Genomic DNA, 23978 nt, shown 5'->3' with positions numbered 1-23978 from the left:
GACGGGCGCTGATGGCAGAGCCAGGGACTCCCTTAAGGTTGAACACCTTTCTTCATGTTCCTGGTGTTCGGGACCCTGGCTCCTCCCCCCTCCCGACAGCGGCCCGAGGCCTTGTCCACTCGCACACTGGCCCCTCCGGCCCCGCAAACAAGGGCGGTCCGACTCTCTAGTCAGCGCGACTCCCTGCCCATGCTGGCAGCACTTCTGGTGCTGCTGCCGGTGTTTCTGCAGGCACCCTGGGTGCGTCTTCAACCCTTCAGCGCGGCCCTGTTCACCCTGCCGCTGCTGCTGCTCGGCCTGGGCCTGGAACGCTTCGGACGGGGGACCTGGAAAACCTCGGGCCCCTTGCTGGTGGGCTTTAGCGGCAGCTGGCTGGCGGGGTGCCTGTTCTGGGGCTGGTGCCGGGAGCATCCCCTCTGGCACCTGCCGATCGAGGCCTTCGCCCTGCCCCTGGCTCTCACCGGTCTGGGCGGTCGTTGGCGCATGGCCTGCAGTTTCTATCTCGCTTCGCTGCTGGGCACCGCCTGCACCGATGCCGTGATGGCCCTCATCGGCGTGATCCGTCTCTGGCCCGCGGTGGTCCAGGCTCCCCCCGACCAGGCGGCGTTGCTGTTGCAAACGGCCGCCCAGGTCGTGCTTCAACCGCCCTGCCTGCTGCTGGTGCTGGGCGTGGCCGCCGCCCTCGGCGCAGGCTGCCACTGGGCCTGGCGGGGTCATCGGGACAGGGCCTGGCACATCGCTGCAGCCGCCCTGGCCACCACCGTGGCCGTGGATGGCCTGTTTCTCGGGGCTGCCTTGCTGGCCCCGAAGCTCAGCGGCCTGGTCTGATCGCCGTCGCACCGCGCTCCAGGGGAGCCGCCCGATTGAAGTTCTGCAAAAGCCTTCCGCCCCTGGGCTGGTCCCATGCAGCGCACCTGTAGCGTTGGTTTGATGGTTGCTTTGCGGCCACATTGCTCGCTGTTTGGATCGGAGTTTTTGCGATGAAACGCCTGCTGTCGTGGCTCATGAGTGGCGTGGTGATGGCCAGCCTGCTGCTCACCCTCCTGCTTCCTCCCGCCGCCCAGGCGGCGGAGCTGCGCAACATCGCCGACGACAAGATGGCCGAACGGGGCGACAAGGTTGATCTCAACAACTCCTCGGTGCGCGCCTTCCAGCAGTTCCCTGGCCTTTATCCCACCCTGGCCGGCAAGATCGTGCTGGGCGGGCCCTACGACAACGTGGACGACGTGCTCAAGCTGGAACTGACGTCCCGTCAGAAGGAGCTGTTCGAGAAATACAAGGCCAACTTCACGGTCACTCCCCCCTCGATCGCCTTGAACGAAGGTTTTGATCGGATCAACGACGGTGTCTACCGCTGATCCAGCGTTCTTCTGGCTCCCTCATCAAGCCGTCGGGCCTTGCTCCCGGCGGCTTTTTTCGTGGCGACCATGGCTGAGCAGGCTTCCAGTTCGCCGCTCTCGACCAGCTGGGATGTGGTGGTGATCGGCGGCGGCGCCGCCGGTCTGATGGCCTGCCTGGAGTTGCCGGCGGACTTGCGGGTGCTGCTCCTGAGCAAGGACGCCGCCCCTCGATCCGCCAGCCGCTGGGCCCAGGGGGGCATCGCCGCGGTGACCAGGCCCGAGGACAGTTTCGCCAGCCACCAGGAGGACACCCTGCGGGCCGGTGGCGGCCTGTGCGATCCCGAGGCCGTCGCTCTTCTGGTGCGCGAGGCCCCCGCCTGCGTCGAGCGGCTGCTGCAACTCGGGATGGATTTCGACCGTGACGGCGAACACCTGAGCACCACCTTGGAGGCCGCCCACAGCCACCGGCGCGTGCTCCACGCCCAGGACCGCACCGGAGGGGCGCTGGTGGATGCCCTCGAGCGCGAGGTGCTCAGACGGCCGGGCCTGGTGCAGCGCAAGGGGGTGGCGGCGCTTTCGCTCTGGGTCGAGGGCGGTCGTTGCCAGGGATTGCAGGTCCTCGAAGGCCCGCGGCTGCGCTGGCTACGGGCCGGGGCGGTGGTGCTGGCCAGCGGCGGGGGCGCTCACCTATTCGCCAACACCACCAACCCCCCCCAGGCCACCGGTGACGGGGTGGTGATGGCCTGGCAGGCCGGAGCGGTGCTGCGCGATCTGGAGTTCGTTCAGTTTCACCCCACCGCTCTGATGCTGCCGGGGGCGCCCCACTTCTTGATCTCCGAGGCGGTGCGGGGCGAGGGAGCCCGGCTGCTGGACCCCCACGGCCACAGCCCCGTGGGCCGCCTGGCGGGAGGGGATCTCGCCCCCCGAGATCAGGTCAGCCGCGCCCTGGTGCGCTGCATGCAGGACCAGCGGCTGGATCACGTCTGGCTCGACCTGCGCCCGGTGGGGGAAGACCGCTTGGCACGCCAGTTCCCGACGATCCTGAGGCGCTGCCGGGAGCTGGGGCTGGAGCCTTTGCGGGAGCCGATCCCCGTGGCCCCCGCCGCCCACTATTGGATGGGTGGTGTGAGCACCGATCTGGACGCCAGCACCAGCCTCAAGGGGCTCTACGCCGTCGGTGAGGTGGCCTGCACGGGGGTGCACGGGGCCAACCGGCTGGCCAGCAACTCCCTGATGGAATGCCTGGTCTTCGCCCGGCAGCTTCGGCGGATCGAGCTGGCGACCCAGACCCCGGGCCCAGGCCAGGAACCCTGTCACCACCTGAGCGCCAGCTCAGTTCTGCGCCCAGCTGCTGGCGCTCAGCTGGGTCTTGATGCCCTGCGCAGCCTCTGCTGGCGGGTGGCGGGGGTGGAACGGGACGGGGGGCAGCTGCGGCGGAGCCTGCGAATGCTGGGGGAGCAGGCTGGCCCCGCCTGGGCAGGCGGCTCCCACCACTCGGTGGCTGGCCTGAATCCAGGCGAGCAGCTGGAGCTGGAACCCCAGGACGTCAGGACCCTGCTTGATCAACACGAACTGAGCCAGCAGCTTGTGCTGGCGAGGCTGCTGTTGGAGGCGGCCGCCTTCCGTCAGGAGAGCCGAGGCGGCCACTTTCGCCTCGATGCACCGGCGAGCCAGCCGTTCTGGGCCCGCCACAGCCTGCAGCACCGGGACGAGCCGATGGCCACGGCCCCGCTGGGGGCGCCGTTCAAGGGCTCACAGGCCCCGAATAGCCGCTGAGCTTGGCGAGTTCCTTGAGGCTCTTGACCCCGGAGCTGAGGCTGCCCTTGATCTCCCAGCTGGGGAAGCCCTCGATCTTCTTCTGCTCGCAGAGCTCCCGCTGGCTGTTCTGACCATCGGGGGCACACTCCACGATCTTGAGCTTCGCCGTGGCCTGCTTGCCGAACAGCTCCTTCTGCTCATGGCAGTGGGGGCACCACCAGGCGGAGTACATCACAGCGCCTCCAGCGTTGAGATGCTCTGCCAGAGCCAGGGTCTCAGGGGTGCTCTGACGGACGACCGCCATCGGCACCCCCTTGGTGGCCAACACCGCCGGCTTATTCACCGAAGCCGCCCAACCGAGGGACATCAAGCCCACCACCAGCGCCAGGAGGATGCCACGGAACAGCAGCTGGCCCCGGTCCTCCCACTCGCCGCCCACCAGGCTGAGCACCAGGAGAGAGAGGCTCAGCACCGCCGAGAGGATGCAGAACGGACAGCAACTCTTGATCGCAAAAAGCATCACCCCGATCAGCACCGAGCTGAACACCGCCATGCCGGTGCTGATCAGAACCAGGCCCCACCAACTGGCGTCTGTGAGCCTGGCCTTGGCCTCCCCCTTGATCACCAGGGGCACCACCGCCAGCAGCAGCACACTGGCGTAGGCCAGGAAGCCAAACAGCGACAGGGGCTGCCCCAACACCGTGCCCCAGCCGCTGGAGAGCACCTGTTCGCAGCCATTGCAGCCGAACAATCCCTCCTTGGCGCAGGTCAGGCCCCCGAGGAGCCCCCATTTCTTCAGGGTGATCGCACCGGTGTCGATCGCGCCGACCGTGGCCAGCACGGCGATCACCACCCGAGCCCAACGGCGGCCGGGATCACTGCCGCGGCGGCGGCTGCCCAGACGGGTGTTCAGGCGGTTGGTGGTCAAAGCTGAAGCGGCGTCGCTAAGGCGATTGTGGCAGCAGGAGCCGGAGTGCCTCCACCCGGGCCGCCTCCACCGGCCGATGGACCAGGCCCTCCTGCTTGAGGGCGGTGCCGGCGATCACCCCATCGCAGGCGGCCGCCAGGGACGCCATGGTTTCGGCCCTGGCGCCGCTGCCGATCAGCACCGGGGCACCGGCGGCGACCGCTCGGGCACGCCGCAGGTCGTCCAGGGAGGTGGGCTGGCCCGTGCCGCTGCCGGAGACAATCACCCCGTCGGCCCCGCCTCGGGCCAGCACGTCGCGCACCGCCTCTTCAATCGTCAACGGGGCCAGGGGGGCGCCGTGCTTCACCAGCACATCCGCCAGGATCCGAATCCCTTCGGCCCCCAGCAGCCGGCGGCGGCGCAGCAGCTCGGCGGCGGGCCCCTGCAGCAACCCCTGGTCGGTGACGGTGGCGCCGGTGAGCACGTTCACGCGGATGAAGCGGGCACCGCTGGCCTGGGCGATCGCCAGGGCCGCCAGGGCATCGTTGCGCAGCACGTTGAGACCCACGGGCAAGGGTGTGGCCCCCACCACGGCGGTGGCGATCCGGGCCATCGAGGCCACCGTTTCCGGCGGCACCCGCTCCCCCCAGAACGGCGCATCGCCAAAGTTCTCCACGATCAGGCCATCGGCCCCGCCTTCGAGATACGCCCGGGCATCGGCCAGGGCGGCCGCCTGCACCGCCTCCAGATCCCCCGCCCAGAGCGGAGAGCCCGGCAAGGGTTGCAGGTGCACCACTCCGATCAGCGGGCAGGGCATGGGGAACAACGCACGCCAGGGGGCAGCCATCGCACAACTCGTCACCTTTGGTCCCATAGGGTGAACGATCAGCCCGCCGTGCCATGACCGCAGCCACCGGCCAGCCCGCCACCCCCAGCAAACCGACGGTGGCCTTCGCCCACCTGGGCTGCGAGAAGAACCGTGTGGACACCGAACACATGCTCGGCCTGCTGGCGGAAGCCGGTTATGGCGTCAGCGCCGACGAAACCGACGCCGCTGTGGTGGTGGTCAACACCTGCAGCTTCATCCAGGACGCCCGGGAGGAATCGGTGCGCACGCTGGTGGAGCTGGCGGAGCAGGGCAAGCAATTGATCATTGCCGGCTGCCTGGCCCAGCACTTCCAGGAGGAACTGCTGGAGTCACTGCCGGAGGCCCGGGCGATCGTGGGCACCGGCGACTACCAGCACATCGTCAGCGTGCTGGAGCGGGTCGAGGGGGGCGAGCGGGTGAACCAGGTCAGCGCCGTGCCCACCTTCGTGGCCGACGAGCACCTCCCCCGCTACCGCACCACCTCCGAGGCCGTGGCCTACCTGAAGGTGGCCGAAGGCTGCGACTACCGCTGCGCCTTCTGCATCATTCCCAAACTGCGCGGCGACCAACGCTCGCGACCGATCGAATCGATTCTGGCCGAAGCCCAGCAGCTGGCGGCCCAGGGCGTGAAGGAACTGATCCTGATCAGCCAGATCACCACCAACTACGGCCTCGACCTCTACGGCAAGCCCCAGCTGGCGGAGCTGCTGCGGGCGCTCGGTGCGGTGGAGATCCCCTGGATCCGGGTCCACTACGCCTACCCCACGGGCCTCACCAGCGACGTGCTGGCGGCCTACCGGGAGGTGCCCAACGTGTTGCCGTATCTGGATCTGCCCCTGCAGCACAGCCATCCGGAGGTGCTGCGGGCCATGAACCGTCCCTGGCAGGAGGGGGTGACCGGCGGACTGTTGAAGCGCATCCGGGAGCAACTGCCGGAGGCCGTGCTGCGCACCACCTTCATCGTCGGGTTCCCGGGGGAAACCGAAGAGCAGTTCGAGCACCTGCTGGAATTCGTGGCCGAACAGCGCTTCGACCACGTGGGCGTGTTCACCTTCTCCCCTGAAGACGGCACCGCCGCCGCCGACCTGCCCCATCCGGTGCCGCCTGAGCTGGCCCAGGAGCGCAAAGACCGGCTGATGGCCCTGCAGCAACCGATTTCCGCCGCACGCAATGCTGCCTGGGTGGGCCGCATCGTCGATGTGTTGATCGAGCAGGAGAACCCCTCCAGCGGCGCCATGCTGGGCCGCTGTGGCCGCTTTGCCCCGGATGTGGACGGGGAGGTGCAGGTGCTGCCGGGTGAAGGTGGACTCTGTGCTGCCCCGGGCACGATGGTTCCCGTGCGGATCACGGGCTCAGGCCCCTACGACCTGCAGGGGGTGGTGGTCGGGGCAACCGCGATGGTGAACGAGGCCCTTGCCGCCCACCGGGGTGGGGCTTGAGCCCTCTGCTCAGCTGGGTCGTCCGCCATCAACGCACCACCTTCCTGATCGCATCGGGACTGTCCACGGCGGGCTCGTTCGCCGGGATCACGGCCAAGGGCTGGATCTTGATGAACGGGAGCCACAACCCGCTGATGCTGGCACTGCACTTCGGTGCCCTGGCCCTGCCCACGCTGCTGGTGAGTGGCCTGGCCGGAGTCTGGACCGACCGCCTGGGCTGCGAAAGGATCCTGATTCGAGCCCAGTGGGGACTGGTGGTCGGTGCCTCCCTGGGGGCCGTGGCGATCCCGCTGCTCGAGGGTGGCCCCCAGGTGGCGCTGTTGCTGCTGAGCACCTTCATCGTCGGGCTGGCCAGCTCCTTCGAACTGACCGCCCGCAACAAGTACTGCGCTCTGCTGGTGGATGAGCCGGACCAGCTACCTGCCTATCTCACCAGCTTTTCGGTGGTCTTCAACGTGGGCAAGCTGGTGGGCCCGCCGATCGGGGGCTGGTTGCTGGCCCTGACCGGGCCCACCTCGGCCCTGGCCATCGACGCCGCCAGCTACCTGCTGCCGATCGCCACGGTGATCTGGTTGCTCCACCCCCACCGCGACCGGGAGCAGCGCAGCGAGGCCGGAAGCCGCGGATCCCTGGGCAGCGCCTGGCGCGACTGCGGCGGTGCCCTGCGCCATGTGCTGCTGTTCACCGGCGTGGCCTGTCTGGTGGGCTTCTTCCACCCCGGACTGGCCCCGCTGATGGCCGCCCAGCTGGTGGGCTCCAGCCCCCAGGACCTGGGGATCTTCACCAGCGTGATCGCCGTGGGCAGCATCAGCGGCGGGGTGGTTCTGCAGCGCAACAGTGCCCAACTCAGCCGGCGGCCTGGCCTGCTGCTGGGGGTCTGCACCCTGGTGACGGCCCTGGCCCAGCTGGGGATGGCCCTGGCGCTCAATCAGGCCTTCAGCCTTGCGATGGCCCTGGTGATCGGGGCTGGTACGGCTGGGTTGCTGGCGGGAAGCAACCTGATCACCCAGGTGGCTTCCCCGGTGGTGCTGCGGGGGCGAATGGCGGGGCTGGGGCAGATTGCCTTTCTCGGCGGCGGCGGTCTGAGCGGTTTGCTGGCGGCGAGCCTCAGCCTCAGCATCGGACTGAGGGCCACCTTCGCCCTGCTGGGAAGCCTCGGCCTGGTGCTGGGCCTGTGGGAACTGGCTCGAAACGGCCGCAGGCGTCTGCTGCCGGCAACCTGAGTTCACTGGGCGGCGGCAGGGCGCCAGGGCTCAGATCAGGCGGATGCCGCGCAACACACCGGAGACCACCGCCGCCGTAGCCAACCCGCCGACAACAAGCACGAGGTAGAGGGCCACAGCCATGGTGATCGGAGCAACACAACCCCGCCATTACAGCAGAAACAGGCCCCGGCCAGGGCGGAACCACCTAAGGTGACGCGACGATACCTTTACCGATGCCACGCCTGGATTGGTCCAGCCGTCGTCATTCGAATTCACCCCGCCAGGACGGAATGCGCGCCCTGTTCATCTACCCGGAATTTCCCAAAACGTTCTGGAGCTACGAGAAGATCCTCGAGCTGGTGAACCGCAAGGTTCTGCTGCCCCCGCTCGGGCTGGTCACGGTGGCAGCCCTGCTGCCCCAGAGCTGGGAGATGAAGCTCGCCGATCGCAATGTCAGGGAGGTGACCGAAGAGGAGTGGAACTGGGCCGAACTGGTGATCATCTCCGGAATGATCGTCCAGAAGGAAGACATGCAACGGCAGATCGCCAAGGCCAAGCAGCGAGGCCTGCCGGTGGCCGTGGGCGGTCCCTTTGCCAGTTCCACCCCCGACGCCCCAGAAATCGATCTGGCCGACTTCAAGGTGCTCGACGAAGGCGAGATCACCTTGCCGATGTTCATCGAAGCGATCGAACGCGGTGATACCGGTGGTCGCTTCAGCTCCAACGGAGAGAAGCCTGATGTCACCGGAACCCCGGTGCCGCGCTTCGATCTGCTCGAGCTCGATGCCTACGACTCAATGTCCGTTCAGTTCTCGCGCGGTTGCCCGTTTCAATGCGAGTTCTGTGACATTATCGTGCTCTACGGCCGCAAGCCGCGCACCAAGGCACCAGAGCAGCTAGTTGCCGAATTGCAGGCTCTCTATGACCTCGGCTGGAGACGTTCGATCTTCCTTGTCGATGACAATTTCATCGGCAACAAGCGCAACGCCAAACTGTTGCTGCCGGCCATCAAGCAATGGCAGATCGACCATCACTATCCGTTCAGTTTCGCCACTGAAGCCTCGGTGGATCTCGCCTCCGACGACGAGATGATGCAGATGATGGCGGAAGCCCGCTTCGACAGCGTCTTCCTCGGGATCGAGACGCCCGACGAAGCCAGCCTTTCGTTGACTGGCAAGCACCAGAACACCCGCAGCTCCCTCGAGGATTCGGTGGACCGGATCACGTCCTATGGCATCCGCGTGATGGCGGGCTTCATCATCGGCTTCGACGGCGAGAAGACCGGAGCCGGCGACCGGATCGTGACCTTCGTGAGCCGCACCGGAATCCCCGCCGCGATGATGGGCATGCTTCAGGCCCTGCCGAACACGGGTCTCTGGCACCGCCTTGAAAAGGAAGGCCGTCTCATCCAGGAGAAGGCCGATGCCAAGGGCGTCAACCAGACCAACCTGCTCAATTTCGTGCCCACCCGGCCGATCCGTGACATCGCCAACGAATACGTCGATGCCTTCTGCCGGCTCTACGAGCCCAACGCCTACATCGATCGGGTCACGCATTACTACCAGAAGATGGGTAAACCGCGCTGGCAGCAGTTCGTGCCAAAAGCGGCCTTCGGGAAAGCCACCTTGCCCACCTGGACTGACATCCGCGCCCTCTCGATCGTGATCTGGCGCCAGGGGATCAAGCGCGACACCCGCGGCCGCTTCTGGCGTGCCCTGGCCACGATCGCCCGCAAAAATCCTGACAACCTGGAGCAGTTCCTGGTGACCCTCGCCCATAACGAGCATTTCCAGGAGTACCGCGGGGTGGTGACCCGGGAGATTCAGCAGCAGCTGGCCTCCCTGCCCCCTGAGCCCCCGGAGAGCTCCCGCCAACCCAGCCGCGAACTCCAGCCGGCCTAGGTCTCAGTCCTGTACGTAGGGGATTCCCTGCTCCAGGCAGCGCTCCGCTCGGGCCAGTTCGCGGCCGAGATAGAGGGCATGGTCGAGCCGGCTCAGGGGCGCTGGCGCCGCCGTTTCAGTGAGGGCGATGCCGAGCTCCTTGGCGGAGCGACCCCGGTAGGTCGCCAGAGGTTCGCGCGGCCCTGATCCGCGACAGGCGATCACCTCCCCACTCTCCGGGTCAACGGCCAACCCCTGGTCGTTGATGGCGTTGCCGAAGTGTTCCGCCACCAATTCCCCCGCCTCCCCATCCACGCGAATCACGAAGTACCCGGCGGGATCCAGGGCAATGAACCGCTTCGACAACCCATCATCGAGTCGCTGGCGGTCGGACGGGGTGAGGGTGGCCATGGCCCGATGCTAAGCAGGGGCCTCCAGGCGCACCTCCCGGCGGCTGAACGGGAGTTCGGCGTTGACCGCCTCGATCTCCTCGAGCTGGGCCGCATTGGCCTCGGGCAACCAGCGGCGGATGATCGAGCCGAAGCGCGGATCACTCCAATGGTGCAGGCTCACCTGACTCTGGGCCAGGAACCCCCGCCGGCGCTTGTGGCTTCCACCGGCTCCAGGGTCGAAGCGGCGCAGCCCCCGCTCGATCGCCCAGGCAATCGGGGCGTAGTAGCAAACCTCGAAATGCAGGTTCTCCAGTTCAAGGTCGCTGCCCCAGTAACGGCCCCAGAGGTCGTCATCGGTGAACACGCACAACGACATGGCCACCGGGTCGCTGGGGTCGCCGTGGTGGGCACTGAACAGCACCAGGTTGTCGCGCAGGTGCCGATGGGCATAGGTGAAGAAGGCTTCGCTGAGGTATTTGCTGCCCCAGGCGCCCCAACGGCTGCAATGGCCTGCGTAGAAGCGGTGCATGCGCAGCAGGGCAGCTTCCGTGATCGCCTCCCCCACCAGGGGTGTGACGGTGAGGCCGGCCTCGGTGACGGAGCGCCGTTCACGCTTGATGTTGCGGCGCTGGTTGGCGTTGAACCCCGCCAGGTAGTCGTCGAAGCTGCTGAAGCCGTTGTTGGTCCATTCGCTGCGCTGGTTCAGCCAATGGGCCCAGCCAGAGGCCTCCACCAGCGGTAGCCAATCGGGATCCACTGAGAGCAGGTTGCAGCTGAGCACAGCGTTCTGGCGGCAGAACTCCTCGATCAGGCGAAACATCAACGCCGTGATCGCCAGTTGATCTTCCCCAGCTGCGATGTGGAAGCGGTAGCCCTGGATCGGGCTCACCGGGCTCATGCCCAGCAGCTTCGGGTAGTAGCGCAGCCCCAACTGGCCCGCCAGCTGGGCGAACGACTGGTCGAAGACGAATTCTCCGTAGCTGTGGCCCTTCAGGTAGAGCGGTGCGACGGCGATCAGCACCTCGCCGCGCCAGATCCCGAGGTGGAGGGGCTGCCAGCCCTCACTGGCCACGATGCTGCCGGAGGACTCAAGGCCCTGGAGCCAATTCCAGGAGTAGAAGGGAAGCCCTGACGCCTCGACGAGCGCCTGCCATGGCCCCTGGTGAAACTCCGCCATGGACCGGTGCCAACGGGCCTGCAGCTCAGCCATCGAAGGGCATGGCGATGGGGCAAAGCCTTAGGGGTTCAACGCTAGCCAGCGGGCTTGTCCTGCTGAGCCTGGCGCTGGCGCCGCCCGCCCGGGCCAGCCTGCTGCGACCCCTGCTGATGCTGATGCGGCCCCAGCTGGAGCAACGGCTCAACCAGCTCTGCCTGCGCTCCCTCGCTGGCGGCGTGGCAAGCCTGGAGACATCTCTGCAGCGGCCCTGCCAGCAACTGGCCGGCCCCGCCAGCACCTGCCTGATCAACGAAACCGATGCCAGCGGCCGCAGCCTGGGGGTGATCAGTGAGCTGATCGCGGGCCGGATCGGCGACGACAGCGAGGTGGTGATCAAGCGCTGCGTGGCCAAGCTGTTGAACCTGCCCCCCGAGACCCTCCAGGAACTGCCCCTCAAGGATCTGCAGCGCCGCTTCGGCCTGCCGGCCCCTTCGTCGTAGCTGTCTTCGTTGGAGCTGCCTCGGCTGCCGAGCTCGGCGCAGCGGAGCCTGGCTCCCGCCGCCGCCCGTAACGCAGCAGCAGCTCCCCCTCGCCCAGGGACCGGTGCTCAAGAAGCTCCCAGTTGCCCAGCGGCAGGACAGTGCCTGGAGGCAGCCAGCTGTGCGCGCCGCCCAGCAGTTGCGGGCAAAGGGTGAGCTGCAGTTCATCCACCAGCGCCTCCTGCAGCAAGCTGCCCGCCAGCCGGGCGCCCCCCAGCACCACCAGACGGTTGAGGCCCAGGGCCCCCAGCTGCCCCAGAAGCGCGGGCCAGGGCCCCAGGGCCAGCCTGCGCTCAAACCCGGTTACCTGTGCATCCAAAGGGGCGAGCAGCCAGCGCTCCAGGGGTTGATGAAAGAAAGGCAGCGAGGGATCGATGGCACCACTGCGGCTCACCACCAAGGCAATGGGCTGCTCGCCCTGGCCAGCGCCGCGGCGCTCCTCCAGCAGCTCCGGGCGCCGGATCAGGCAGGTGCTGCCGTGCAAGCGCAGGGTCTGGGCGCCGATCAGGGCCCCATCGGCCCAGGCCAGGGCCTGCTCCAGGGCGATCCGATCGCCCGCACCGCCCAACTGGGCAGGGCCCCCTTCGGCGGGGGCGAGCCGGCCATCGAGGCTGACGGCCAGCACCAGCCTCAGCTCACTCAAACAGCCGCCAGGACCTCAAGGGCGTGGGGGCGCATCTCCAGTTGAGGGGTTTCGGCGAACACCTCGGCGGCGTTGTTGGGGCTCTCCTGAAGCCGCACCTTGTGCAAGCGGGCCCCGGTGGCGGCGATCGGAGCGGCAAGCCGATCGACGATGTGCAGGGCGATGTTTTCGGCGGTGGGCACACAGGTGGCGAAATGCTCGACGTCTTTGTTGAGGAAGGTGTGATCGAAGGGTTCCACCACCAGCTCCTGCACGATCCCCTGAAGCTCGGCCAGATCACAGACCATGCCGGTGCGGGGATCGATCGCCCCGCGCACCGTGACGTCGAGCAGGTAGTTGTGACCGTGGCCGTGGGGCCTGGCGCATTTGCCGTAGATGGCGTCGTTCTCGGCCGCCGAAAGCTCAGGACGGGCCAGGCGGTGGGCGGCGGCGAAGTGGGTGCGGATCGAAAGGAAGGCTTCCATGGGGTTGCCGAGCACGTCGGCCCAGAGGGTGGGTTGTTCGTAGAGCCGCAGGCCCATCAGCGGCAGGTGGGGGGCAAGCCGGCTCCAGATCGCCTGGGCCAGGGCCTCGGTGGTGGGCAGGCGCCCTCCGGGGGTGCCCAGGTCGAACTCCGGCCAGGTCTCATTGAGGAAGCGGAAGTCGAGCGGATCGGTGACCTCCCGGCGGATGGCCTGTTTCACATCCGAGAGGTTGAGCACCATGCCGTCGGCGTCGAGCGCCCCCCCCATGGCCACCACCAACTCGTAGTTGTGGCCGTGGCCCGGGGCCAGGGCACAGCGGCCGAAGCGAGCCTGGTTTTCTTCAGCGCTCAGCTCCGGCAGCCAGTACAGGTGACTGGCACTGAAGGTGGCCCGCCGGGTGATCACACAGCCCCTGCCTTTGCCGTGGGCAGCCACTGCCGTCATCTCAAGCTGGGAGTTAAGGCAGCATCCTAGGCAAGTTGTCCCGTGCTATGGCCAAATCCAGCCGTCCCGACCCCACGCCCATGGGCCAGAGCTTGCGCCAGCGACTTCAGGGTCTGAACGTCTATCTGGTCGGAATGATGGGCGCCGGCAAGAGCGCCGTCGGCGCCCCCCTGGCGGAGGCCCTGGGCTACCGCTTTCTCGATGCCGACACCACCCTTGAGCAGGTGGCCGGCTGCCCGATCCCGGAGCTGTTCGAGCGCGAGGGGGAGACAGGCTTTCGCGAGCTCGAGAGCGCCGTGCTCAATCGCATTGCCGGCTGGCATTCCCTGGTGGTCGCCACCGGCGGCGGCGTGGTGACCCGGCCGAGCAACTGGGGGGAGCTGCAGCAGGGCGTGGTGATCTGGCTGGATGCCCCGGCCGAGCTGCTGCTCGGGCGACTGCGGGCCGATCCCACCCCCCGGCCGCTGCTGGCGGGGCCCGAGCCCGAACGGCGCCTGATCGAGCTGCTGCAGGCGCGGCGGCCCCTCTACGCCCAGGCGGATCTGCACATCGTCCAGGCGGGCGGCCCGCCCGAGGCGGTGGCCCAGCAGGTGCTGGAGGCCCTGCCGGCGGTGCTCAAAGAGCGTCCCGTGGCACCGGCGCCCTAGGAGCCGGGCGGCTCCAGGCGCACCGCGAACCACTGCACGGCGCAGCCGGGCTCCAGCTCCAGTTCACAGGCGGTGTCCAGCAGACGCCCGGCCCGCAGCGCATCGGTGCCCAGGTCGGCCAGGTCGGTGGGCACGGCGCCCAGGGAAGCGAGCTGAGCGGCGAGCCAGGTGACGGTCTCGGCGGCCGAGAGGATCCGTTCCTCAATCCCCGGCTCCAGCACCACGTAGTGGTCGAGCTCCCGCAGCAGTGGATCGGACATCGGTGGGGGTTCAGCTACGGGCAAGCTGGGCGTAGAGCCGATCGCGCCAGGCGAACAACGGCGCCAGCAGAGGCGAATCGGCCAGCCCCGGCACGCCGCGGCCCGCCAGGGGGGCCCCGACACTGGCGGGGAACTTGATCAGGGAGAGCTGCGCGGCCACCGCCAGATCGGCCAGGGAGAGCCGCTGACCGACCAGGTGGCCCTCACCCGCCACCAGCACCGCCAACTGCTCGAGGCTGGCCACCAGCTGCTGATCCTGAGAGCGACCGACCACCTGACCGACACCGGCCAGCAGATCACCCGGGAAGGCCCCCACCAGGGAGCGCAGGGCTCCAGGAGTGGACTCAGGCAACAGGGCGGTGCGCAGGGCCGGATCGGCCACGGCGGCCCGCAACAGGGCCAGGCGAACTCCGGCCGCCAGGGCGGTGTCGGCCCAGTCTTCGAGCAGCAACACCTGGGCCCGCTCACGGGCGTGCTCGAAATCGTCCAAAGGCAACAGGGGCGGCTCAGGAACGGTGCGCTCCAGGTGGAGGCAGATGGCCGTCGAATCGGCGATCACCTCACCGCCGTCCACCAGCACCGGCACCTGCTTCTGGCCTGAGAGGCGGAACAGCTCGAACTGACCCAGGCCCGGCGTCACCTCCACCACCGTGTAGTCGATGCCTTTGGCCGCAAGGACCAGGCGCACCTTCTCGCAGAAGGCGGAGTGTTTGAACTGGTGGAGCTCAGGCATCGCCAGGGTGGGCCTTTGGGCGGCAGAGTAGCCAGCAGCTTCGCGTCACCGCGCTCGCCCAGGCCATGAAGGACTTTTTCATCAACGTGACGCGCTATCCGCGTTACCTGGTGGCCCTGGGGCTGGGGGTACTGGATTCGGTGCTCCAGCCCCTGCTCGCTCGTACCCGCAATCCCGTCACCGCCGTCGCCTTGATCGGCGCCCTGGTCAGCGGCCTGGTGAGCCTGGTTCTGGTGCTGCGTGCCATGGTGAATCCGGCCGCACCGCTGGCATAGCCATGGCAATGAGCCGCAGGGTGGAGCGGGTGGCGGCCTCGATTCGCCGCGAGATCAGCGAGCTGCTGATCACCGGCATCAAGGACGAACGGGTGGGGCTGGGGATGGTCAGCGTCACCGCGGTGGACGTGGCGGGCGACCTGCAGCACTGCAAGGTCTTCGTGAGCATCTTCGGCAGCGAGGAGGACCGCGACCAGGCCCTGGCCGGCCTGCGGGCGGCGGCCCCCTACGTCAAAGGCGAACTGAGCCGGCGCCTCAGCATGCGCCGCACCCCCGAGGTGGCCTTCCTGCTCGATCGCAGCCTCGAGAAAGGCACCGCCGTGCTGGGACTGCTCAACCAGCTCGGGCGCCAGCGGCAGGAGAGAGGGGAGGTCCCGCCCGGCAGTGATGACCTCGACGCCTGACAGGCGACAGCTCTCTCTGGCGCAGCAGGTGGCCCGGCTGCTGGTGGTGCGATGCAGCGGCCATCTGGGCGATGGCCAGCGCCGCTATCCCCGCTGGGAGCTGCCCAACGCCGAACTCAAGCGGCTGCTGGGCCAGGGGGTGGGCGGGGTGATCCTACTGGGCGGCAGCGCCAGCGAACTGCGCCTTCGCACCGACCAGCTCCAGCGCTGGGCGGGCCAGTCCCTGCTGCTCTGCGCCGATGTGGAGGAAGGGGTCGGCCAACGCTTCGAGGGGGCTAGCTGGCTGCCCCCTCCCCTGGCCCTCGGCCTGCTCCACGCCAGCGATCCAGCCCGGGCGATCGCCCTGGCCAGCGCCTATGGGCACTGCACCGGTCGCCAGGCCCGCCTGCTGGGCCTGAACTGGGTCCTGGCGCCGGTCTGCGATGTCAACAACAACCCGGCCAACCCGGTGATCAATGTGCGGGCCTGGGGGGAGGATCCCGTCACGGCCGGCCAGCTGGTGGCCGCCTTCATCGCCGGCGCCCAGGCCGAGGGGGTGCTGGGTTGCGCCAAGCATTTCCCCGGCCACGGCGACACCGACAGCGACTCGCACCTGGAGCTGCCACGGCTGCCCCATGGCCGCAGGCGGCTGGAAGCGGTGGAGCTGCCGCCGTTTCGCGCCGCCATCGAAGCGGGCGTCGCCACGGTGATGACCGGCCACCTGCTTCTGCCGGAGCTGGATCCAGACCGCCCCGCCACCCTCTCACCGCTGGTGCTGGAGCAGCTGCTGCGCCGGGAGCTGGGCTTCGGTGGGCTGGTGGTCACCGATGCCCTGGTGATGGAGGCGATTGCCGCGCGCTGGGGCGCCGGAGAAGCGGCGGTGCTGGCCTTTGAGGCCGGGGCCGATCTGCTGCTGATGCCCGCCGATGCCGACGCCGCGATCAACGCCCTGCTGGAGGCGCTCGCCAGCGGCCGGATCAGCCGTGCGCGACTGGAGCAGAGCCTGGGACGGCGCGAGCGGGCCCTCGCTCGGGTGGCCGCCCCGCCCAGCGATCCAACCGCCCCTGAAGCTCTGGAGGGGATCGAATCAAGCGCGGAGCTTGCCCTGGCCAGGGAGCTGGTGGCCGTGAGCCTGCTGAGCCAGGGCCGCCCGGGACTGCCTCCGGGTCCGGGCCTGAACCTGATCCGTGTGGACAGTGTCCTGGCCAATCCCTTCCTGCCGTTGATGGCACCGGCCCTGCAGCGGCCAGCCCGCAACGGCTACGCCGCCTGCCTGATCGATGGCCGCAGCCCAAGCCCCTGGAGCGGCGAGGCGGCAGCACCTTTGGCCGTCGATCGCCTGGCACCGGGTCCGGTGCTGCTGCAGCTGTTCGTGCGGGGCAACCCCTTCCGCGGCAGCGCCGGCGGCGAGGAACCCTGGCCCGCTGTGGTGCACCAGCTGCTGGGTGCCGGCAGGCTGGCGGGGCTGGCCATCTACGGCAGCCCCTACCTGTGGCAGGCGATCCGACCGTTGCTGCCGAAAGGGCTGCCGGCGGCCTACTGCCCGGGGCAGATGCCCCTGGCCCAGGCCCTGCTTCTCGATCGCCTGGGGTTGGCGGGGGGCGGCCTCGAGGGGGGCTTCACAGACTGAGCTCATGACCCAGCAAGTCCAACACCAGCGCTGGGTCACCCTGCCGAGCGCCCTGGCCACTGCCCTGGCCGTGGCGCTCACCAGCCCGGTGGGGCGCGCTGCTCCGGTTGCCGCTGATCCGCCACCTGGAGAACGCTGCCAACGGCTGAACCGCTCCGGCCAACCCGATATCCAGCCCGCAGCGATTGACTGGCTGGAGCGCTGCCTGCTCGCGCTCCCCACAACCAAGAGCACTTACTTCAGCGGAAGCAACTATTCACCCGAACGCCAAAAACTCCACGAGGAGATCATCCGAACGGCCCGGTCAAGGAAGCCTTGCGTAGCGGTGGGGCCTCCGTTTGCCCTTCTCACCGGAGGCCCGCCGGGAGCCGGCAAAACCACCTGGCTGAAGCGGCACATCCCCGCTTCGGTTCTGCAGAGCAGCTACCGGATCGATGCCGATGAGGTCCGCGAAGCGTTACCGGAGTATCGGGGCTGGAACGCCAATGCCACTCAAGATGAGGTCCGCGACATCGTCGCCATGCAGTTAGAGGCTATTGCCAGACCCTGTCGGCTGAATGTGATCTACGATGGAACAATGACCAATGCAGATCGCTATCAGGAACTGATTGGATCTTTAAAAGATAATGGTTACCGAATCTTTATCGTGCAAGTTCTGATCCCGGAGCACCTCAGCCAGCAACGGGTGCTGGAGCGCTATCAGTCCAGCGGCCGTTATGTGCCGCGCTCGATTGTGAAGGCCTTTTATCAACGCGGTGTGGCCGTGTTCAGGCAGCTGGCCCCGAGGGCGAATGGCTCCATCCAGGTGGATGGCCTCACCGGCAGGGTTCTCTGGAGCCAGGGCGATCCCTTGCCCGGCCGTCAAGCGAAGCCGACCAATCCAATCCGCCTGCCCATGGGTACCCAACAGGAGCAACCGGCCATCCGTGGGCAGAGTGCCGCACCAGAACAACTCTGAGCCCCTGATCCTGCTCGGTTATGGGCTTGTTTCCGGGCTGCGCAGCACGGTGCTGAAGGGATTGCAACTGTTCGGTGCCAGCCATCCCGTCGGTGGCGAGAATCCGATCAGCTTCTGCAATGTCTTTTTCATCGCCCAGTCGATGGTCGGGATTGCGCTGCTGAGCGCCGAGCCCAGGGTTGTCTGGAGGGAGATCCGCACCATCAGCCCTGCGGCCTCAAGAGCCGTGGCCGCCGATTCATTCCTGGGCTGTTTCCTGGCGCCCTTGGCGTTCTACCTCTCACTGGATCACCTCTCGGTGATCACCCAGACGCTGCTGTTCTCCCTGACCCTGCCCGCTTCTGGATTCCTGGCGCTGTTCTGGCTGAAGGAACAACTGCCTCAGCGCTTCGCTCTGAGCCTGGTTCTGATTCTCGGCGGATTATTGATCGGAATCCTGTTCGGTGCATCGAGGGGAATGATGAGCATGGACGACTGGATCGGCCTCGCCTGGGCCTTCGTCTCTGTGCTGGCCACATCCCTTCGCAACTGCATCCGACGCAAGATGGCTGTTTACCAGCTATCCCGTGGCCTGACCGTCGGGCTATCCAATCTGGCTGGAGCCATCGTCTTTGCCGTCATCGCGTACCAGCAATACGGGCCCCAACATTTTCTGCTGCTTCAAACCTGGTGGGTCTTCTGGGTGATTGTTGTCTATGGCATCACCCTCAGTCTTGGCACCGAAGTGCTGCGCCAGATCAGCGGCCGCCTGTTCAGCGTGAGCCAGGTGGCCCTGACAGGCAGCGGCAGCATCATCGTCACGATCCTGAGTGCCGCCGTCTTCCTGGGGGAACCGTTCACGGCGGTCACTGCCCTGAGCCTCGGATTGATCGTGGCCGGGGTCACGCAGCGCTTCATCCGCCCCAGGGTCGCCAGCGGCTGAGCAGGTGGGGCCCAGGCCCCGCGGACACGGCCCCTAGGCTCTCTTGATGTGCCCCTGCCGCCGATGCTCAGCCTCTCGATGATCGTGCGCGACGAGGCGGAGCGCCTTGGCGCCTGTCTTGAGGCGGTCCAGGGCTTTGTCGATGAGATGGTGATCATCGACACCGGCTCAAGCGACAGCACGGTGGCCATCGCCCGCGCCCAGGGCGCCGTGGTGCACGAACTCCCCTGGCCCGGGGATTTCGCTCCCGCACGCAACCAGGCCCTCGAGCATGTGAGCGGCGACTGGGTGCTGGTGCTCGATGCCGATGAGCAGCTGCGGCCCGAAGCCCGCTCGCCGCTGCGGGCCCTGATGGCCCAGCCCAACGTGCTGCTGATCAACCTGCTCCGCCACGAGCTGGGCTCCCAGCAGTCGCCCTATTCCAGCGTCAGTCGCCTGTTCCGGCGCCATCCGGCGATCCGCTGGAGCCGGGCCTACCACGCCATGGTGGACGACAGCGTCAGCGAACTGCTGGCCGCCGAGCCCCACTGGCGGCTCGCGGACTGCCCCGAACCGGCCCTGCTGCACTCCGGCTACCGGCCCGAACTGCTGGCCAGCGGCAACAAGGCCGCTCGCCTGCGCGAGGCGATGGAGCGGGAGTTGCTTGAGCGACCGGGTGACCCCTACGTCTGCGCCAAGCTTGGCGGCCTGGAGATCAGCACAGGCAACCGCGCGCGCGGTCTGGAGTTGCTGGAAAGGGGGCTGGTGCACTGCCCCACCGGGGCCCACCCGGAACGCTACGAACTGCTGCTGCACCTGGCGATGGCCCGCAGCGCCGCCGATCCCGCCGCCGCCGAAGCCCTCTACCGCCAGGCCCTGGAGCAGCCCCTGAACCCGCGCCTCACCCTGGCGGCCCGGCTCAACCTGGCGGCCCAGTTGCTTGAGCAGGGTCGCCCCGAAGAGGCGGAGCGCCTCACCGAAACGGCCACGGCGGTGGCCCCCGAGGTGGCCCTGGGCTGGTACAACCTCGGCCTGATCCGGCGGCGCCAGGGGGACATCGCCGGTGCGCTGGGGGCCTACGGGCGCGCGCTGGAGCTGGCTCCCGACTACGCCGAAGCCCAGCAGAACCTGGCGGTGGCCCAGCTGCTGGGGGGCAACATCGACGCGGCCCGCGCAAGCTTCCGCCGGGCGATCGCCCTGCTGCAGCAGCAGGGACGTGGCGAGGAAGCCGGAAAACTGCGCGAGCAGGCGGGCGCCATGGTCAAGCTGGAGGCCTGAGCGTGGACGCCCCCGACCACGACTCGGGAGGGACCAATGCCGCCGGGGCCCTCGCTGGCCGGCGCATCGCGGTGACCCGGGCCGAACGGCAACTGGGGGAAGCCCGGCGGCTGTTCGAGGCGGCCGGGGCCGAAGTGCTGGATCTGCCTGCCCTGGTGATCGGCCCCCCCGATGAATGGGGCCCATTGGATGATGCCCTGGCTGATTGGGACAGCTTCCACTGGCTGATCCTCTCCAGCACCAATGGCGTGGAGGCGGTGCAGGCACGGCTGGAGCGCCGGGGCCAGGCCCTGGCCCACCGTCCCCGCAGCCTCAAGATCGCTGCGGTGGGCCGCAAGACGGCCGCCCGACTCGAGGAGCTGGGGGCAGCGGCGGACTTCGTGCCCCCGGAGTTCGTGGCCGACAGCCTGCTGGAGAACTTCCCGGTTTCAGGCTGGGGCCTGCGGCTGCTGTTGCCCCGGGTGCAGAGCGGAGGACGCACCGTGCTGGCGGAGGCCTTTGCGGCCGCTGGTGCCCGGGTGGTTGAGGTGGCCGCCTACGAGTCCCGCTGCCCTGCGGGCCTGCCGACGGCGACGCTGGCGGCCCTGGAGCGGGGCCAGGTGGATGCGATCACCTTCAGCAGCGGCAAGACCGTGCGCCACACCTGCTCGATGCTGGAGCAGGCCTTTGGATCGTGCTGGAGAGCACGGCTGGACCCACTGGCCGTGGTCTCGATCGGCCCCCAGACCAGTCAGGTGTGCAGAAACCTGCTGGGGCGGCTGGATGCCGAAGCCTCCCCCCACGATCTCGCCGGCCTCGTGGAGGCCTGCGCGCTGGCCCTCAAAGGGTCAGATTGACTCGGTCTTTGCCTTGGCGCAGGCTGAGGCGGCCGTTGTTGACATCGATCGTGGTCACGATCCAGCCCGGCGGGAGCAGCGGAGCCTGCCCAGCTCCTGGGCAGAAGCCCCGGGGCCCGACGCAGAGGGGGCCCGTCTGACCGGAAACCTGCACCAGCGCCTGGGCGGTGCCACGGGAGCTCACCACCCCGGTGAAACTGAACCCTGCCGGCAGCTGGGCCACGGGCTTGACCGTGGAAATGGGCCTGCCATTGGCATCGGTGGCGGTTGAGCCGGCCGAGGCCACCGGAGCGAAAGGATCCAGGCGTCCCTGACCAATCCCTCCCACCACTGCAGCGGGGGTGGGCAACGGGGTGAGACCAGGCACCGGGGTGGCCGCGGTGGTGGGCTCGGGGGCTGGGGGCTTGGGGGCTGGGGGCTGGGGGACCGCCAGCGGCGGCGGCGTGACGGCGGTGGGAGGCGGAGCTGGCGCCCCACAGGCCGTGAGGGCCAGCAGGGGCAAGGCGGCGAGCAGAACCCTCGCCGGATCAGGCCTGCCTGGGATCCCCAGGGCAAGTCCCAGAAAATTGTGCTCAGACTTGGCCATAACCGCTCTGCACCAGGTCACGAAAACGATCCAGATTGGCCTGGAGTTCCCTGGTGACGATGCCACCAAGAATGCTGGGCTCCATCAACGGTGCCACGACGCCGGGTAATTCGTAGCTGACCGTGAGTTTCACTGCTGTCCGCCCATCACCTTGTGGATAGAAGCGCACCGCCCCTTTAGTCGGCAAGCCCCCCACCGACTCCCAGTGCAGTTGCTGGGCTGGCACCCGCTGGGTGATGCGGGCTTTCCAGTGGAAACGGAACCCCTGGGCGGCCAGGGTCCAATCGGTGAGATCCGGGTCATCAAGGGTCTTGACCGACTCGATCCAGCGCATCCAGCGGGGCATCGCCTCCAGATCACTCCAGACCTCCCAGACCTGGTCAACGGGAGAGTCGATCTCCGTGGTCACGCTGTGCTCCAACCATCGGCCCATAGGAATCAGGCCACGGCGGCGTTGGTCGCCAGGGCAACGGGTGCGTTCACGATGGCAGCAGCCGCCAATCTCCCGCTCATTGTGGCGCCTTCCATCGAATCGATGTAGTCCTGGCGGGTGTAGCTGCCGGCCAGAAAGAAATTGGCCACCGGGGTGGCCTGCTGCGGGCGGAAGGGCTCCATGCCCGGCGCCTCCCGATACAGCGATTGGGCCAGCTTGACCACGTTGCTCCAGACCAGCTTCAGGCCCCCGGCGGAGGGGAACAACGCCCGCACCTGGGCATCGGTGTGGGCCACGATCTCCTCGGTTTTCTTCGGAATCCAGGGATCGCCTGGGGTGAGCACGCATTGCAGCAGGGAACCGAGGCCCTGCTTGCGGTAATCGACGGGGCTGGCGAGGGCCAGATCGGTGAAGCAGCTGAAATCGGCGTCGGCGGTGTAGAGCAGGTTGTCCAGACCAGAGGGCTGGGCCAGATCGTGGCGTTTCGCTTCGGCGCTCGCCCCGTTGCCCAGTTCGGTGACCCAGCCGTCGTAGCGAAGCTGCACGGTGGCGACCGGCACGGCCTCGAGCCGGTAGATGTTCTCGAACTGGGGGAACCGGCGCCAGGCGGGCGGAAGCAGCCGTTGGATGCCGGGCACGTCACAGGCGGCCAGGTAGGCGTCAGCCTCGATGCGCTTCTCCCCGTCGGGGGTGCCGAGCACCAGGCCGGTGACGCGGGTGCTGGCTGGATCGCCGCCGGCTGCGGGCCGCTCCTCGAAGGGCATGTCGGTGACCCGATGGCGCAGATGCAGCCGGGCACCGCGGGCCTCGATGTAGTCGACGATCGGGCCGGTGAGCCAGCGGTGGGGGGAGCCCTTGAGCAGGTTGAGCTTGGAGGCCTCGGTGCGCACCGCGAACATCAGAAAGATGGTGAGCATGCAGCGGGCCGAGATCGACGCGCAGTCGATGAAGCCGAGGGCATAGGCGATCGGGTTCCACATCCGCTCGATGCTGCGGCGGCTGCCGCCGTGGCCCAGGAACCACTGCTCGAAGCTGATGCGGTCGAGGTCGCGGATCACGGCCATGGCGCCGTCGTAATCCACCAGGCCCCGAACGATCGGGCTGGTGCCCAGGGCCAGGGCGTTGCGCAGCTTGTCGATCCAGTCGAGCTGGGGGGTGGTGAAGAAAGCCTTGAGGCCGTTGAACGGGGCACCCACCGGGAAACGGAAATCCAGCTCGCGCAGATCACCGCCTTTGTTCACGAACAGGTGGGTGTGGTCCTTGGGCAGGAGGTTCTCGAACGCCCCCACCTTGCGCATCAAGGCGAAAAGGTTGGCGTAGTTGAAGAAGAAGACGTGCAGCCCCATCTCGATGTGGTTGCCATCACCGTCCACCCAGCTGCCCACCTTGCCGCCCACGAACGGACGAGCCTCGTAGAGGTCGACCTGGTGACCGGCCTCCACCAGGTCGACCGCCGCGGCCAGCCCCGCCAGCCCCGCTCCCACGATCGCAACCCGCACCGGTTCTCCCTTGGTTCCCACGACTCTATGAAGCCGGCCTCCATAGAGTGGATTCAAGAAACCGCCCCGCCCGTTCGCCCGCGCCACCCATGACCGTCGAAACCAGCCCCCGCACCCACACCGCCGCCGATGGCAAGGGGATCCTCGTGACCGAGCCGGCCATGCGCCAGCTGGCCACCCTCTGTCAGCAGCAGGGCGAAGCCAAGGCGCTGCGGGTGGGGGTGCGCTCCGGGGGCTGCAGCGGCATGAGCTACACGATGGACTTCATCGACGCCGGCGCCATCGCGGCCGATGACGCCGTTTACATCTACGAGCCCGAGGGGGCCCAGCCCTTCAAGGTGGTGAGTGATCCCAAGAGCCTGCTTTACATCTACGGGATGCAGCTGGATTTCAGTTCAGCGCTGATCGGCGGCGGCTTCAACTTCAGCAACCCCAACGCCAGCCAGACCTGTGGCTGCGGCAGTTCCTTCGCTGTTTAGTTCAGGCTGGCCCCATGGGACTCTGGTGATCGCTCCGCGCGCCCT

28 protein-coding genes are annotated in these 23978 nt (G+C 67.9%); 16 read left to right on the top strand and 12 right to left on the bottom strand.

Annotated features, from left to right (window positions below; all coding sequences use genetic code 11):
- Positions 1–189: 189 nt before the first annotated feature.
- The 3 genes from KBZ13_RS15385 (at position 190) to nadB (ending at position 3116) form a co-directional block, all read left to right on the top strand.
- Positions 190–828 carry a DUF3120 domain-containing protein gene (locus KBZ13_RS15385; RefSeq protein WP_255010792.1) on the top strand — a complete coding sequence of 213 codons (639 nt, stop codon included), beginning with the start codon at positions 190–192 and terminating at the stop codon, positions 826–828.
- A gap of 152 nt (positions 829–980) precedes the next feature.
- Positions 981–1358, top strand: coding sequence for a photosystem II complex extrinsic protein PsbU (psbU, locus tag KBZ13_RS15380; protein ID WP_255010790.1), 378 nt, complete (start codon positions 981–983; stop codon positions 1356–1358).
- 69 nt (positions 1359–1427) lie between these two features.
- Positions 1428–3116, top strand: coding sequence for an L-aspartate oxidase (gene nadB / locus KBZ13_RS15375; RefSeq protein ID WP_255010788.1), 1689 nt, complete (start codon positions 1428–1430; stop codon positions 3114–3116).
- Here the strand turns inward: nadB and KBZ13_RS15370 are convergent.
- Complete coding sequence (locus KBZ13_RS15370; protein WP_255010786.1) at positions 3085–4026, bottom strand: vitamin K epoxide reductase family protein; 942 nt, start codon at positions 4024–4026, stop codon at positions 3085–3087. The genes nadB and KBZ13_RS15370 overlap by 32 nt on opposite strands.
- A gap of 16 nt (positions 4027–4042) precedes the next feature.
- Positions 4043–4822 carry a BtpA/SgcQ family protein gene (locus KBZ13_RS15365; RefSeq protein ID WP_255010784.1) on the bottom strand — a complete coding sequence of 260 codons (780 nt, stop codon included), beginning with the start codon at positions 4820–4822 and terminating at the stop codon, positions 4043–4045.
- An 83-nt stretch (positions 4823–4905) separates the two neighbouring features.
- Between KBZ13_RS15365 and rimO the strand changes: the two genes are divergently transcribed.
- On the top strand, positions 4906–6312 hold the full coding sequence (gene rimO / locus KBZ13_RS15360) for a 30S ribosomal protein S12 methylthiotransferase RimO (RefSeq protein ID WP_255010775.1): 1407 nt from the start codon (positions 4906–4908) through the stop codon (positions 6310–6312).
- 5 nt (positions 6313–6317) lie between these two features.
- Positions 6318–7535: an MFS transporter gene (locus tag KBZ13_RS15355; RefSeq protein WP_255010809.1), complete on the top strand. Its 1218-nt coding sequence runs from the start codon at positions 6318–6320 to the stop codon at positions 7533–7535.
- Positions 7536–7565: 30 nt separating this feature from the next.
- Here KBZ13_RS15355 and KBZ13_RS15845 read toward each other — a convergent pair whose 3' ends face one another.
- Complete coding sequence (locus tag KBZ13_RS15845; protein ID WP_409995674.1) at positions 7566–7658, bottom strand: cytochrome B6; 93 nt, start codon at positions 7656–7658, stop codon at positions 7566–7568.
- Positions 7659–7807: 149 nt separating this feature from the next.
- On the opposite strand from KBZ13_RS15845, the gene KBZ13_RS15350 reads away from it, so the two are divergent.
- Positions 7808–9418 carry a B12-binding domain-containing radical SAM protein gene (locus tag KBZ13_RS15350; RefSeq protein WP_255010807.1) on the top strand — a complete coding sequence of 537 codons (1611 nt, stop codon included), beginning with the start codon at positions 7808–7810 and terminating at the stop codon, positions 9416–9418.
- A gap of 3 nt (positions 9419–9421) precedes the next feature.
- Here KBZ13_RS15350 and KBZ13_RS15345 read toward each other — a convergent pair whose 3' ends face one another.
- Together KBZ13_RS15345 and KBZ13_RS15340 are read right to left on the bottom strand one after the other, a co-directional pair.
- The gene (locus tag KBZ13_RS15345) at positions 9422–9808 is read right to left on the bottom strand and encodes a DUF4346 domain-containing protein (RefSeq protein WP_255010773.1); all 387 of its coding nucleotides are present in this window, start codon (positions 9806–9808) and stop codon (positions 9422–9424) included.
- Between the two features lie 9 nt (positions 9809–9817).
- Entirely contained in the window at positions 9818–10999 is a 1182-nt protein-coding gene (locus KBZ13_RS15340; protein ID WP_255010771.1) for a GNAT family N-acetyltransferase, read from the bottom strand.
- Between the two features lie 8 nt (positions 11000–11007).
- Here KBZ13_RS15340 and KBZ13_RS15335 point away from each other — a divergent pair, with 8 nt between their 5' ends.
- Entirely contained in the window at positions 11008–11445 is a 438-nt protein-coding gene (locus tag KBZ13_RS15335) for a hypothetical protein (RefSeq protein WP_255010769.1), read from the top strand.
- On the opposite strand, the gene KBZ13_RS15330 is transcribed toward KBZ13_RS15335, so the two are convergent.
- Both KBZ13_RS15330 and KBZ13_RS15325 read right to left on the bottom strand, forming a co-directional pair.
- Positions 11399–12127 (bottom strand): RibD family protein, encoded by a 729-nt coding sequence (locus KBZ13_RS15330; RefSeq protein WP_255010767.1) that lies wholly within the window; start codon positions 12125–12127, stop codon positions 11399–11401. The genes KBZ13_RS15335 and KBZ13_RS15330 overlap by 47 nt on opposite strands.
- Positions 12124–13035 (bottom strand): 6-carboxytetrahydropterin synthase, encoded by a 912-nt coding sequence (locus KBZ13_RS15325; protein ID WP_255010765.1) that lies wholly within the window; start codon positions 13033–13035, stop codon positions 12124–12126. Before KBZ13_RS15325 ends, KBZ13_RS15330 begins: the two co-directional genes overlap by 4 nt.
- Positions 13036–13082: 47 nt before the next feature.
- On the opposite strand from KBZ13_RS15325, the gene KBZ13_RS15320 reads away from it, so the two are divergent.
- The gene (locus KBZ13_RS15320; RefSeq protein ID WP_255010763.1) at positions 13083–13682 is read left to right on the top strand and encodes a shikimate kinase; all 600 of its coding nucleotides are present in this window, start codon (positions 13083–13085) and stop codon (positions 13680–13682) included.
- Here KBZ13_RS15320 and KBZ13_RS15315 read toward each other — a convergent pair.
- Both KBZ13_RS15315 and KBZ13_RS15310 read right to left on the bottom strand, forming a co-directional pair.
- Positions 13679–13942 (bottom strand): chlororespiratory reduction protein 7, encoded by a 264-nt coding sequence (locus tag KBZ13_RS15315; protein ID WP_255010761.1) that lies wholly within the window; start codon positions 13940–13942, stop codon positions 13679–13681. The two genes, KBZ13_RS15320 and KBZ13_RS15315, sit on opposite strands and share 4 nt — an antisense overlap.
- A gap of 10 nt (positions 13943–13952) precedes the next feature.
- A complete protein-coding gene (locus tag KBZ13_RS15310) occupies positions 13953–14675 on the bottom strand; it encodes a glutathione S-transferase family protein (protein WP_255010759.1) in 723 nt (240 codons plus the stop codon).
- A gap of 65 nt (positions 14676–14740) precedes the next feature.
- Here KBZ13_RS15310 and KBZ13_RS15305 point away from each other — a divergent pair, with 65 nt between their 5' ends.
- The 7 genes from KBZ13_RS15305 to KBZ13_RS15275 all read left to right on the top strand — a co-directional run bounded on the left by KBZ13_RS15305 (position 14741) and on the right by KBZ13_RS15275 (position 20936).
- Complete coding sequence (locus tag KBZ13_RS15305; RefSeq protein ID WP_255010757.1) at positions 14741–14950, top strand: DUF751 family protein; 210 nt, start codon at positions 14741–14743, stop codon at positions 14948–14950.
- Positions 14951–14952: 2 nt separating this feature from the next.
- Positions 14953–15354 (top strand): 30S ribosome-binding factor RbfA, encoded by a 402-nt coding sequence (gene rbfA, locus KBZ13_RS15300; protein ID WP_255010755.1) that lies wholly within the window; start codon positions 14953–14955, stop codon positions 15352–15354.
- Positions 15338–16963 carry a glycoside hydrolase family 3 protein gene (locus KBZ13_RS15295; RefSeq protein ID WP_255010753.1) on the top strand — a complete coding sequence of 542 codons (1626 nt, stop codon included), beginning with the start codon at positions 15338–15340 and terminating at the stop codon, positions 16961–16963. Before rbfA ends, KBZ13_RS15295 begins: the two co-directional genes overlap by 17 nt.
- Before the next feature lie 70 nt (positions 16964–17033).
- Positions 17034–17921, top strand: a complete 888-nt coding sequence (locus KBZ13_RS15290) for a zeta toxin family protein (protein WP_255010751.1) — start codon at positions 17034–17036, stop codon at positions 17919–17921.
- Positions 17899–18843 (top strand): hypothetical protein, encoded by a 945-nt coding sequence (locus tag KBZ13_RS15285; protein WP_255010749.1) that lies wholly within the window; start codon positions 17899–17901, stop codon positions 18841–18843. Before KBZ13_RS15290 ends, KBZ13_RS15285 begins: the two co-directional genes overlap by 23 nt.
- Positions 18844–18906: 63 nt before the next feature.
- A complete protein-coding gene (locus KBZ13_RS15280; RefSeq protein WP_255010805.1) occupies positions 18907–20100 on the top strand; it encodes a TPR domain-containing glycosyltransferase in 1194 nt (397 codons plus the stop codon).
- A 2-nt stretch (positions 20101–20102) separates the two neighbouring features.
- Positions 20103–20936, top strand: coding sequence for a uroporphyrinogen-III synthase (locus tag KBZ13_RS15275; protein ID WP_255010747.1), 834 nt, complete (start codon positions 20103–20105; stop codon positions 20934–20936).
- On the opposite strand, the gene KBZ13_RS15270 is transcribed toward KBZ13_RS15275, so the two are convergent.
- From KBZ13_RS15270 to zds, 3 genes are read right to left on the bottom strand one after another with little or no spacing between them, the layout of a single operon-like run.
- Positions 20920–21522 (bottom strand): hypothetical protein, encoded by a 603-nt coding sequence (locus KBZ13_RS15270; protein WP_255010745.1) that lies wholly within the window; start codon positions 21520–21522, stop codon positions 20920–20922. The two genes, KBZ13_RS15275 and KBZ13_RS15270, sit on opposite strands and share 17 nt — an antisense overlap.
- Positions 21509–21955, bottom strand: coding sequence for an SRPBCC family protein (locus KBZ13_RS15265; RefSeq protein WP_255010743.1), 447 nt, complete (start codon positions 21953–21955; stop codon positions 21509–21511). Before KBZ13_RS15265 ends, KBZ13_RS15270 begins: the two co-directional genes overlap by 14 nt.
- A 5-nt stretch (positions 21956–21960) precedes the next feature.
- Complete coding sequence (gene zds / locus KBZ13_RS15260; RefSeq protein WP_255010741.1) at positions 21961–23454, bottom strand: 9,9'-di-cis-zeta-carotene desaturase; 1494 nt, start codon at positions 23452–23454, stop codon at positions 21961–21963.
- An 89-nt stretch (positions 23455–23543) separates the two neighbouring features.
- Between zds and KBZ13_RS15255 the strand changes: the two genes are divergently transcribed.
- Positions 23544–23933 (top strand): iron-sulfur cluster assembly accessory protein, encoded by a 390-nt coding sequence (locus KBZ13_RS15255; RefSeq protein WP_255010732.1) that lies wholly within the window; start codon positions 23544–23546, stop codon positions 23931–23933.
- The last annotated feature ends 45 nt before the right edge of the window (positions 23934–23978 follow it).

Source organism: Cyanobium sp. ATX 6F1 (genome assembly GCF_024346315.1).
Taxonomy (GTDB): Bacteria; Cyanobacteriota; Cyanobacteriia; order PCC-6307; family Cyanobiaceae; genus ATX-6F1.
Note: the sequence above shows the minus strand (reverse complement) of the source record. Positions and strands in the feature narration are given on the sequence as shown.